Raw genomic sequence first — 10,507 nt, forward strand, 5'->3', positions numbered from 1 at the left:
TATCCTTGCTGGTGAGCTTATGAAGTTCTATAAATCAAATGAGTGGATGCAGTTACGACAAGAAGCTTTGAAGCGTGATAACTATGAATGTCAGTTATGTAAAGCAGCTGGTCGCTATCACAAGGCCGAGAATGTTCACCATATGAAAGAAGTAAAGACTCATCCACATCTGTCATTAACTCTAAATAACTTACAATGCTTATGCATTAAATGCCACAACGAAGTACACGATCGTTTGGAATCAACGCGTAAATATAAATATGCAAATGACGAGAGGTGGTAGAGATGCAACTTACTGATGGCACATGGACATATGATACAGATGTTATCAATGCTGCAGTTATAAATGAGTATCGTGATTGGTATGAGCGAGACATGCTCAACGCCTTTACTCGTTACGCTTACTATCGATACAAACAGATAAGAGATTGTATCAATGGTCGTAAGTGCAAGCACATGACGATTGATAAAGTGCGTGAGCAATTAAAATCAACTGATAAACTTCAATTCACGTGTGAACTGTTATCGATTTCGGCCGAAGAAATTTGGTACATCATTGACTTCGCAGATCAGCATTTAAAATACGTAAAATAAATACCCCCCGGTCAAAAAATTTCGGTCTTTTTAAGGGATTCGTTCAACGGGTAGGGTTCAGGAATGAATATATTTTTCAGATTTCCGCGCGACAACATGCACACTAAATTGTTGATGAATAAATATGCAATGGGAAAGGTGGGCGGTAAGGGTGCAAAGTCATGAATTAGCATTTGAGGATTGGCTTGAAGGTACGAAATATAAGGACATCGCGGCAAAATACAACGTCAAAGAAAATACGGTGAAATCCTGGTACAAACGATACAATTGGAAAGAAAAAAAGGAACAGCGCACACAAGAAAGTGGGCAAGAAACGGTAACAATTGCACCCGAAATCGTTGAGTTAGTACCAGGTAATAAAAAGTTGCGTAGAAGGATAGAAAAGGATCTTCGAGAGCAACTTTTTGAAATGGGAGCAACCCAGGCACACTTTATGGATCTCGTTGATGATTACCTTGCTATGTGGGATGTGAAAAACATGCTCATTGAGGATATTCGAGAGCGAGGTGTCACAGTTCCAGGTGCTCGCGGTGAAAAGAAAAATGATAGTATTGGAGAGCTCAATAAAACGAATGCACAAATGCTTAAAATATTAAGCGAGCTGGGACTTAAAACAAGTGAGATTAAAATAGAAGGTGAGGATGATGACTACTAGAAAAAGTAATGTTCATATTGACAACTACATCGATGCTGTATGCAGTGGTGAAATTTTAGTCAGTAAAGATGTGGCTGCATTAATCGAACTAGTAGAGCAGAAATTAACACAAGAAAATGTGTGGATTGATGAAAATGCTATTAATCAAGCGATTGAGTCCATAGAAAAATACTTTCCTTTCAAACTTTTTAAATGGCAAAAGTTCGTGGTTGCTTGTATGTTCGGACTTTTTTACGATGATGATTCACTTGTTTTTAATGAATTTCTTTTATATATGGGCCGTGGAGCGGGGAAGAATGCATTTTTAGCAGCACTTGCATTTCATATGAGTGGTAAACAAGGAATAAGAGGTTACAACATTGATATTGTAGCTACATCTGAAAAACAAGCTAAGACATCGTTTAACGATTTATTTGATGTATTAGAAGATCACTGGAAGACATTCAAAAAACATTTCAAAAAAACAAGGCAAGTAATTCGTCACATCAAAACGAAATCTGAAGTTAGCTATTATACAAATAATGCTAAAACAAAAGATGGATTCCGACCAGGTATTGTTGTGTTCGATGAAATCCACGCCTATGAAACGGAAGATAATATTAAAGTATTTACATCTGGATTAGGGAAAGTACCAAGAGCTCGTCGGATTTATTTAACAACTGACGGAAATGTTCGAGATGGATTTTTAGATCAGATGAAAGAAGAGGCAGAACAAGTACTTCGTGGCGAGATACCAAATTCTCGTTTATTTCCGTTTATGTGCAGACTAGACGATCCAGAAGAAGTACATGAAAAGCGAATGTGGGAAAAAGCAAATCCATCGATTATGCATTTACCTGATTTGATGCTTGAAATGGAGTTAGAATATGATCGCATGCAGAATCGCCCATCTGCAAAAATCGAATTTATGACAAAACGCATGAATCAACCTTCACAATTATCTGCTGATGGAGTTGCTGATTGGAACAAGATTAAAGCAACGAACAAACCATTTCCTGACTTGAAAGGCGCTGAATGTATAGGTGGTATTGATTACGCAGATACACGAGATTTTGTAGGAGTTGGATTGTTGTTTAAGAAGGATGGTAAAAGGTATTGGAAGCACCATACATTTATTAATCACAGGTCATTAAAATTATTTAATTATGCTGTCGATATTGAGCTTGCTAAAGAACAGGGTTTAGTCACCATCATTTATGAAGAAACCAATAAACCTGAAATAATCGCTACTTGGTTTGCTGAACAATCCAAGTACTATCGTATTAAAAAAATCGCTAGTGACATCATGCGAATCAATCACTTGCGAGAAGTATTTGAGAGTTATGGTTTTTCACTTGATATTGCCCGCAGTGGAACAACAACACATACAAAGTTACAGCCTACTATAGAAGAAATGTTCGCCTACGAAAAAATCATATGGGGAAATGACCTAATGATGCGATGGTATACAAATAATACTTATGTAAAGCCTGATGGAAAAGGGAACATAACATATGAAAAAATCGAGCCGAAGATGAGAAAGACTGACGGCTTTTTTGCGTTGTTACATGCTTTGCAATTTGAGTTAGAAATTGTAGAATCTCGAACTTTAACTGCTGAAAATGTGTCGAAAGCATTTAAAACATACAGTTACTAGGAGGTGAGTAAATAAGTATGTGGCAATGGGTTAAAAAGTTTTTTAAAAACGGCCAATTAGAAAGTTTAAAAGATTGTTACTATGAATTATCGGCGGAGTATTATTATAAAAAGTTAGCAGTAGAAACATGTGTGAACTTAATCGCCAATGCTTTATCTAGATGTGAAATAAAAACCTATAAAGAAGGAAAATTGCATAGAGGAAACATGTATTATGCCTTGAATGTACAACCAAATCAAAATCAAAACGCAACAGCATTCTTTCATAAAGCTATTCGGAAATTTATCTATGAAAACGAATGCTTAATCATTATGGAAAATGACAACTTCTATATTGCTGATAGTTTTGATGTGAAGGAATATGCTTTTTATGAAAATGTATATTCAAATATACAGATCGGTGAGCTCACATTAAACCGAACATATAAAGAATTCGAAGTAATTCGTTTAAAACTTACAGATACAAAAATATTATCGGTAATCGATGAATTGTATGAATCACACGGAAAAATGGTTGAAGCTGCTAAAAGCTATTACAAGCTAAAAAATAATAAGCGGGTATTAGTTAAAGGTGATTATTTAAGGGCGCAGGATGATGAAACGCAGAAAAAAATAGATGACATGTTTGAAAATCAATTGAAAAATTGGTTTGATCCAGACAAGAAAAGTGTTGCTTTCCAATTACAAGATGGTTTTGAGATTGAAGACATGTCAGATTCAAAAACCGGTTTAACAATAGATAGTAGAGATATAAGTAACCTTGTGGATGATATTTTTAATTATGTAGCGATGGCATTTCATGTACCACGTGGTTTGTTGAAAGGCGACTTAGCGGATATTGATAAACAAACTGACAACTTTATTATGTTTGCACTTAATCCACCTGCAGAAATGATGGAAGATGAATTTAATCGTAAGGCCTATTCAAAAGATGAATATTTAAACCGAACATTTTTAAAAATTGATACATCAAAAATCAAAATTACAGACATCGTACAATTGGCTACAGCCTTTGACAAAATGTTTGCGATTGGGGTTTATACAATTAATAATATTCTAGAAGAACTGGGGCATGAGCCTGTGAACGATGAAATTGGAGATAAGCGTCATGTTACGAAGAATTATCAAGATGCAGAGACCGCATTAAAAGGAGGTGAAACCTAACATGAAAAATCGTTTTAAGCAATTTAAAAATCAACAATATGCTGAACAAATTCCAGAAATTAAAAAGGAACTATCCGCAAAAAAAATTGATGCGTCCACAACTGAAATTGTCATCTATGGTGACATTGGGGAAAGCTGGTGGTACGATTCTATTTCTGCAAGTGACATTGATTCATTATTAAAAGATGTAACGACTGACAATATTACGGTTCGTATTAACAGTCCTGGCGGTGACGCTTTTGACGGTATCACGATTTATAATCGTCTGAAGGATCATAATGCAAAAGTAAAAATTATTGTGGATGGTTGGGCATGTTCAGCAGCTTCAATAATCGCAATGGCTGCAGACGAATTAATCATGAATACGGGCTCGATGTTGATGATTCATAATGCTTCGACAGGCATTTGGGGTAACAAAGAAGCTTTAACTAAAGAAGCTGAATTATTGACCAAACTAGACGCGTCTATTGTTGATGTATATTTATCTAAAGCTCAAGCGACAAAGGAAGAAATAGCTACTATGATGGACAATGAAACATGGTTCACAGCAGATGAAGCGATCGCTATTGGTTTCGCATCATCTACAGTTGTGGAAGACCCAGCCGATGACGACAAAACCAAAACAGATGCAGAAGCATTTAAAAATAGCGTTCTTGCTCGATTTAAACGAGAGCCAGCGCCAAAACAAAATATTTTAACAAATTTCCAACGCAACTCAGATGAGTAGGCGTTTTTATTTTACTCAAAAATAGGAGGTCATTTATATGACAGGTATTAAAAATTTAGATAATGAACCAAAAGTTATCGAAAATAAAGAAGCTCAAGTGGCTGCTCTAAAAGCAGCATTTGAAAGCGCTGATCCAAACGAAGTTGCAGCACGAATTGTTGAGAATTATGAAAGTAATATGCTACACTTCCAAGATTTAATGAATACGACAATCCGCGAGGCTAATCGTGCAAACGAGCAACAATGGGACAATGCTGTATTAGCATCACGAGGCATACGTACATTGACGACAGAGGAGAAGAAATTTTATAACGCTGCAATTGATGTACAATCATTTGACGGTGTAGCTACATTTGTACCACCAACTGTATATGAACGTGTATTCGAAGATTTAGCAATGGACCATCCATTATTGTCACGTGTTAATTTTCAGCGTGTTGGTGCAAATACGCAATGGGTAGTGCGTAAGGAAGGGGCAACAACAGCCTTTTGGGGAGATGTATGCGATGAAATCAAAGAAATGGTTGACCATGGATTTGAAACAATCGAGCAAGGTATGTATAAACTTTCTGGATTTTTAGTTGTCTGCAAAGCAATGTTCGAACTTGGGCCTGAATGGTTAGATCGTTATGTACGTGCATTTTTAACAGAAGTTATTTCAACAGAGTTAGAAAATGTCATTGTTAAAGGGACCGGTAAAAAACAACCGATTGGTATGATAAAAAATTTAGCAGGTGCTATTGTGGATGGTGCATATCCAGATAAAGCCAAAGTAATTTTGGATGTTTTCACACCTCAAGAAATCGGTGAAAAAATCTTGGCACCAACAACAAAAGGAGGTACACGTAGTTATACGGGCGTATCATTAATCATTAACCCGTTCGATTATGCGACAAAATTATTTGCGTATGGGGCAAAGCAACGTGATGACGGTTCTTGGACACATAATAATTTTGCTATTCCTGGTTTGGAAATCATTCAATCGCCAGCTGTACCTTTGAATACAATGATTTCCGGTAAACCAAAAGATTATTTCATGGGAGTAGCTGGTGAAACAAAATTAGAATCTACAGACGTATTACGCTTAATTGAAGATCAGCGTTTATATTTAACTCGTCAATTAACAAACGGTCGTCCACTTGATAATGATTCGTTCATCGTATTTGATATTACAAATATGGCTATCAACAACACAGCCACTACAAATACACCAGACACACCTTAACTAATTTGGGAGGGAAACGAACATGATTACAGCAAAAGTAGTAAATCCATTTAAAGCGCTTGAACATAATGGTCATATGTATAAAGCAGGTGACACATATCCAGCTGAAGGTTTTACAGCAAATGAGGAACGTGTGTATTTTTTAACAGGTGTGCATCCTGAGTACAAAAAAATCTATCTTGCAGAAGTTACGATTAACGAGCAGGAAGAACATAAAGAACAAGTGGCAGAGTTTCCAAAGCACACAGGAAGAGGCTATTATGAGCTTTCTAACGGCACTAAAGTAAAAGGTAAAGAGGAAGCTATCGAAGCGGAAAATGCATTAAAAAGCGGTGAATAATGATGAATGAACTGCTTATAGAATTAAAGCATCGATTACGTATTACATGGGATGATGAAGATGCTGAATTAGAACGTATCATTAATAGAGCAAAGTCTTACTTCGAGAAATTAACGAGTAAGGCTTTTGCTTTTGAATTGGATAAGTGGGAAACAGAGCTATTACTCGAGCGTTGTCGTTATGTTTACAACAATGCAGCAGATGAGTTTGAGAAGAACTTTGCAGATGAATTGAAACGCCTTATTATGCATGTTGCATTAGAAAAGAGGGCTAAAAATGGCCAATAAGAAGATTCGTGATGTTTTAAATGATGGTTTTATCCAGTACGGCACTAAAGAAACAGAACGGTCTGCAAAGGGAAAGCGAATTGGTGAAAAATTTGTGCCAATTGGTCGGCTTGCTTATCAGGAAATGTCGTGTCGTGATGAAGATTATGAAATGGCCAAAGTATTGAGCGGTGTTTTGAGTTTGAAGATTCGCACGCTCTGCCCTCCAAGTTTACGCAAATTTGATAAAAGTAAATTAAAAGTCATTGTGGATGGCAATGAGTATGACGTGATTAAGGCCGATTCGGATCGAGAAAAGATGTACCTCTATTTTTATTTGCAGGAGGTGGGAGCACATGAGCAAAACGAAAATCAAGATGCAAGAACAGATTGACGCATTACTTATAGCTTTAAACACCTTTGAGATTCCTGTTTTTGAGGATGATCTAGCAGAGGATGAAGAAACTCAGTTTAAGAAAAAGAACTATCATTTCTTTGTTTATGAAACAGGTGACATGAATAAAAATGATGATCAAAAGACTATTAGTCAAGATGTAGTTATCTATTACTATTCAGAAAATCGTGACGACATTGACGAACGTACTGTTGATATTATTACAAAACTTTCTCATATACCTCGTATGTCTTTGAACCGTACACAAAAACAAAGATTAAAAAGAAAAGATACAGATAACTATGTTGATAGAGTTGTATTTTTGTATCAACGCAGAATTGTAACTGGGTGTGTTGAATTATGAGGTCACTAGTTGAATTTGATGATTTAACTTCTTTGGAAGAAAAAATTAAGACGTTACCAGGTCGGGCAGAGAAAGCCATTAACAAAGTGCTACATACGGATGCTATTGAGATTGCTACAAAAGAAATGTCCAACCTTTTACCCGTTTCAAATGTTGCCAACAAGAGACACGCTAAAGAAAGTAATTGGTCAACAAGTGAGGAACATAATTTGGGGTTTGTTGTGAAAACAAAGGGAGGAGCCGCCAATAAAAAAGGTAGTTTTGGTTACTTGGTTTTCCCTGATGAAGGTCGAGGACCTTCGAATCCCTGGGCACAGCATTTTAGTGATCGTTCATTACAGAAATCAACGCCTAAAATTTTAGAGAAATTACATGGCGCGTTAGAAGAATTAATAGAGGAGGGCTTATAATGTCAAAACAAGTAATTGAGCAATTTGATGCGTGGAATATCAAAAACGCATCGATTCAATTTAGGAAAGGAAACAATCAAGAACCAGGTACAAAGTTTGGTTGTGTGGGTACGATTGCATCTGAACCTGAGACAACTGTTTTATCGAAAAAATGTGGCCGTGCAACAATTGCGGAAAAAACCGTGACAATAAAGCTAAATGTAACAGTTAGTGCCCATGTACCCGTACAAGTTTTACGTGACTATTTCGGTTTAACTAATGAGGATTTAAAGCCTGGTATCTATAGTTATGGTTCTAATTCATTAGGTAAAGACTTTGTATTTACAGCTGATGTGGTAGATGAATTTGAAGACCTCACAAAATTAATTGCATTCCCTAAAGCATCTAATGCGGGTGGTTTTACCATCAACATTGATACGTCCCAAGAAGAGTTAGCGATGCTTGAATTAGCATTTAGTGCAGTTGCTGATGCACATGGCCAATTCTACTATGAGGCGATTACAGCTGAGTTAGAAGAACCAGAAATTGCAGAAACTTGGCATACAAACTTCACGCGAAAATTAGTTGAAAAAACTGAACCAGATACACCTTAATGAGCTTCGCCTATTGAAGGTTGTAAAAAAGATTGTGAAGGAATTTACTTAAACTAACGGTGCAGGTTAGTTGAATAAGAGATATAATTATGTAGTATTTGACACATTATGTGAAATAGAAAGGTAGATGGATATGAAAACAATTAGATTATTCTTAAAAGAGACACGAGTATACGAACAAAAGATGGAGATTGAAGTCCCCGAAGGTACTCCCACAAAAGAATTAGAAGAATTTTTTGACAGTTTGACATCAAATCTTGAGTCAATGTCAGATATTACTGGAACGATTGGAAGAATGAATGTAAATGTTGATGTTATTGATGACCCTAGCATGGATTCGGATCTTCCAGACGAATCGCACGTTGAATTAACTGGTTGGGAAGAGATATACTGATACACATATCGTAAATAATATGTAATAAAAGAGAGGGAGCTTCTTCAACTAGGGTGCTTTAGTTGAAAAAGAGCTGCTAAAAACCCTCAAACTTTTTTATAAAAAAGTTAATACTAAATTGCAAAAAAAGAAAGCATGCTGAACAATCTTTATTCAATTTGCTTTCTTTTCATTTCTTAGAATTACTTTTAATCAAACTATATTCCAAACCAACACCTCCAAACATGGAGGTGTTTTTAATAGATGGAGGAGAATTACATGAAAATTCAAAAGGTCGAGTTAAAAGAGGTAGAAGTTGTAGAGGTAGACGGTGAATTTGAAAAGCGATTTGTTAACACGAAAGTGTACCCAGCCTTTTTAACGAACGCTGCTGTGAAAAAAGGTTATGATACAGGCTTATTAGAATCGAGTTTATTTGAGGATTTATTGAAAATAAAGGGACTTGAAACACTTATTATTCAATCAGATGAAGAAGCTTCCCTTGAGTTATTGAATGCTTTTGATGAGCAAAAATTAATTGCTGTTATTTATCTAGCTGCAACTGGCGCCAATAAAAATCTTGGATTATCCTTTGATGAATTTTTAGAAAAGTACCATTATCCATTAACAGATACAATCCAACTTTATGCTAATTTGATTGTTGGATTATTGAATGAATCAAATGAATTTGCTAAAGCTTTACACAAACAATCGAAAAAGTCCAAAAAAAAACAACACCACCAAAGCTAGTCATCAAGCATGTGGAGGATCTCTACACACTCTACGTATTAATAGCAGGCATCGACCCAGAAACCTTTTGGCATGGTCCAATAGCAACAGTAGAGCGTATTTATGCGAATAAACTGGCGTTTGATGGGTGGAGTAATAGCCTGATAGGAGAGTGAATATATGGCTAACAATAACAACGAAGTCAAAATAACCTTCAAGGCATTTAACCAAGAATTTAATAAATCAATGACGGAAATGAACAAAGAAACCACATCATTACGTCAACAGATGAAGCTCCAGCAAGAACAGATGAAACATAATGCTTCTGAGACTGAAAAGTTAGAGGCGAAAATGAGTGGTTTACAACAAATTTATGAAGTGGCAAAGCGTAAAACAGAAGAAACCACAGCAACTTTAGCACGTGCAAAAAATCTATGGGGTGAAAATTCAGAGGAAGCCAAAAAACTAGAGGAACAGCTTAAGCGTAATCAAATTGCTGAACAACAAGCAGCAAATGCCATCACAGGAACAGAACAAGCATTACAACGTGCCAAGCAAGCTCAAGTTGATCAAGAGGAGTCTTTACGACAACTACAAAATTTATTTGCAGTCACTGGCCAATCGGTTGGTGATTTTTCTGATTTATTAGGGCGAGATTTAACAAGAGCTATCCAAAATGGTTCTGCCAGTGCAAAAGAATTAGATACTGCATTCGATAAAATCGCGCGCTCATCATTAAACGCAGGTCGTGATATTACTGAGTTGCGAGCGTCCATTCGTTCGTTAGATAGTGGATCATCGGTTGAACATGTTCGACAGGATTTAGCTAGATTGGGACAAGAAGCAAATGAAGCGGAGAAAGAAGTAAATGGTCTAAAGGATAGCTTAAAGTCTATGGCAGGTGCAGCGAGTGCGGCTATTGGGGTAGGCACAGCAGTATCAGCAGCATTAGAAAGCTCTAGTTTGGATACATCTATTAAGATTTCCTTTGATGTACCTGAATCATCAAGAGAAACCGTTAGACAGGCTGTGCGAGAT

Annotated in this window: 15 protein-coding genes and 1 pseudogene; all 16 read left to right on the plus strand. The window is 36.4% G+C overall.

The genetic code is table 11. From position 1 onward, the window contains the following. Positions 1-19: 19 nt before the first annotated feature. Positions 20-283, plus strand: coding sequence for an HNH endonuclease (locus ACFXN8_RS21845; protein ID WP_386847648.1), 264 nt, complete (start codon positions 20-22; stop codon positions 281-283). A gap of 2 nt (positions 284-285) precedes the next feature. Next, positions 286-594 carry a hypothetical protein gene (locus ACFXN8_RS21850; protein ID WP_386847635.1) on the plus strand — a complete coding sequence of 103 codons (309 nt, stop codon included), beginning with the start codon at positions 286-288 and terminating at the stop codon, positions 592-594. Positions 595-718: 124 nt separating this feature from the next. After that, positions 719-1,249: a P27 family phage terminase small subunit gene (locus tag ACFXN8_RS21855; protein ID WP_483869467.1), complete on the plus strand. Its 531-nt coding sequence runs from the start codon at positions 719-721 to the stop codon at positions 1,247-1,249. After that, entirely contained in the window at positions 1,236-2,885 is a 1,650-nt protein-coding gene (locus tag ACFXN8_RS21860) for a terminase large subunit domain-containing protein (RefSeq protein ID WP_386847637.1), read from the plus strand. The genes ACFXN8_RS21855 and ACFXN8_RS21860 overlap by 14 nt, the downstream gene beginning before the upstream one ends. A gap of 11 nt (positions 2,886-2,896) precedes the next feature. Beyond that, positions 2,897-4,048, plus strand: a complete 1,152-nt coding sequence (locus ACFXN8_RS21865) for a phage portal protein (RefSeq protein WP_386847649.1) — start codon at positions 2,897-2,899, stop codon at positions 4,046-4,048. Position 4,049: 1 nt separating this feature from the next. Further along, positions 4,050-4,775, plus strand: a complete 726-nt coding sequence (locus ACFXN8_RS21870) for a head maturation protease, ClpP-related (RefSeq protein ID WP_386847638.1) — start codon at positions 4,050-4,052, stop codon at positions 4,773-4,775. A gap of 37 nt (positions 4,776-4,812) precedes the next feature. Next, positions 4,813-6,000, plus strand: a complete 1,188-nt coding sequence (locus tag ACFXN8_RS21875) for a phage major capsid protein (protein WP_386847639.1) — start codon at positions 4,813-4,815, stop codon at positions 5,998-6,000. Positions 6,001-6,022: 22 nt separating this feature from the next. Then, positions 6,023-6,340, plus strand: coding sequence for a hypothetical protein (locus ACFXN8_RS21880; RefSeq protein ID WP_386847640.1), 318 nt, complete (start codon positions 6,023-6,025; stop codon positions 6,338-6,340). Further along, a complete protein-coding gene (locus ACFXN8_RS21885; RefSeq protein ID WP_386847641.1) occupies positions 6,340-6,627 on the plus strand; it encodes a phage head-tail connector protein in 288 nt (95 codons plus the stop codon). The genes ACFXN8_RS21880 and ACFXN8_RS21885 overlap by 1 nt, the downstream gene beginning before the upstream one ends. Further along, on the plus strand, positions 6,617-7,000 hold the full coding sequence (locus tag ACFXN8_RS21890; protein ID WP_386847642.1) for a phage head-tail adapter protein: 384 nt from the start codon (positions 6,617-6,619) through the stop codon (positions 6,998-7,000). The genes ACFXN8_RS21885 and ACFXN8_RS21890 overlap by 11 nt, the downstream gene beginning before the upstream one ends. Next, complete coding sequence (locus tag ACFXN8_RS21895; protein ID WP_386847643.1) at positions 6,963-7,364, plus strand: hypothetical protein; 402 nt, start codon at positions 6,963-6,965, stop codon at positions 7,362-7,364. The genes ACFXN8_RS21890 and ACFXN8_RS21895 overlap by 38 nt, the downstream gene beginning before the upstream one ends. Next, positions 7,361-7,774 (plus strand): hypothetical protein, encoded by a 414-nt coding sequence (locus ACFXN8_RS21900; protein ID WP_386847644.1) that lies wholly within the window; start codon positions 7,361-7,363, stop codon positions 7,772-7,774. The genes ACFXN8_RS21895 and ACFXN8_RS21900 overlap by 4 nt, the downstream gene beginning before the upstream one ends. Then, positions 7,774-8,367: a phage tail protein gene (locus ACFXN8_RS21905; RefSeq protein WP_386847645.1), complete on the plus strand. Its 594-nt coding sequence runs from the start codon at positions 7,774-7,776 to the stop codon at positions 8,365-8,367. Before ACFXN8_RS21900 ends, ACFXN8_RS21905 begins: the two co-directional genes overlap by 1 nt. Before the next feature lie 133 nt (positions 8,368-8,500). After that, a complete protein-coding gene (locus ACFXN8_RS21910) occupies positions 8,501-8,761 on the plus strand; it encodes a hypothetical protein (protein WP_386847646.1) in 261 nt (86 codons plus the stop codon). 258 nt (positions 8,762-9,019) lie between these two features. Beyond that, positions 9,020-9,490, plus strand: coding sequence for a hypothetical protein (locus ACFXN8_RS21915; RefSeq protein ID WP_386847647.1), 471 nt, complete (start codon positions 9,020-9,022; stop codon positions 9,488-9,490). 159 nt (positions 9,491-9,649) lie between these two features. Next, a pseudogene (locus ACFXN8_RS21920) lies at positions 9,650-10,507 on the plus strand (hypothetical protein); the annotation flags it as partial.

Origin of the sequence: Lysinibacillus sp. NPDC059133 (assembly GCF_042755925.1) — a bacterium.
Lineage (GTDB): Bacteria > Bacillota > Bacilli > Bacillales_A > Planococcaceae > Lysinibacillus.

Bases quoted from the DNA above. Each gene is read 5' to 3' on its own strand.
- ACFXN8_RS21845 (WP_386847648.1), top strand. From the start codon at position 20: ATGAAGTTCTATAAATCAAATGAGTGGATGCAGTTACGACAAGAAGCT.
- ACFXN8_RS21850 (WP_386847635.1), top strand. From the start codon at position 286: ATGCAACTTACTGATGGCACATGGACATATGATACAGATGTTATCAAT.
- ACFXN8_RS21855 (WP_483869467.1), top strand. From the start codon at position 719: ATGCAATGGGAAAGGTGGGCGGTAAGGGTGCAAAGTCATGAATTAGCA.
- ACFXN8_RS21860 (WP_386847637.1), top strand. From the start codon at position 1,236: ATGATGACTACTAGAAAAAGTAATGTTCATATTGACAACTACATCGAT.
- ACFXN8_RS21870 (WP_386847638.1), top strand. From the start codon at position 4,050: ATGAAAAATCGTTTTAAGCAATTTAAAAATCAACAATATGCTGAACAA.
- ACFXN8_RS21875 (WP_386847639.1), top strand. From the start codon at position 4,813: ATGACAGGTATTAAAAATTTAGATAATGAACCAAAAGTTATCGAAAAT.
- ACFXN8_RS21880 (WP_386847640.1), top strand. From the start codon at position 6,023: ATGATTACAGCAAAAGTAGTAAATCCATTTAAAGCGCTTGAACATAAT.
- ACFXN8_RS21885 (WP_386847641.1), top strand. From the start codon at position 6,340: ATGATGAATGAACTGCTTATAGAATTAAAGCATCGATTACGTATTACA.
- ACFXN8_RS21890 (WP_386847642.1), top strand. From the start codon at position 6,617: ATGGCCAATAAGAAGATTCGTGATGTTTTAAATGATGGTTTTATCCAG.
- ACFXN8_RS21895 (WP_386847643.1), top strand. From the start codon at position 6,963: ATGAGCAAAACGAAAATCAAGATGCAAGAACAGATTGACGCATTACTT.
- ACFXN8_RS21900 (WP_386847644.1), top strand. From the start codon at position 7,361: ATGAGGTCACTAGTTGAATTTGATGATTTAACTTCTTTGGAAGAAAAA.
- ACFXN8_RS21905 (WP_386847645.1), top strand. From the start codon at position 7,774: ATGTCAAAACAAGTAATTGAGCAATTTGATGCGTGGAATATCAAAAAC.
- ACFXN8_RS21910 (WP_386847646.1), top strand. From the start codon at position 8,501: ATGAAAACAATTAGATTATTCTTAAAAGAGACACGAGTATACGAACAA.
- ACFXN8_RS21915 (WP_386847647.1), top strand. From the start codon at position 9,020: ATGAAAATTCAAAAGGTCGAGTTAAAAGAGGTAGAAGTTGTAGAGGTA.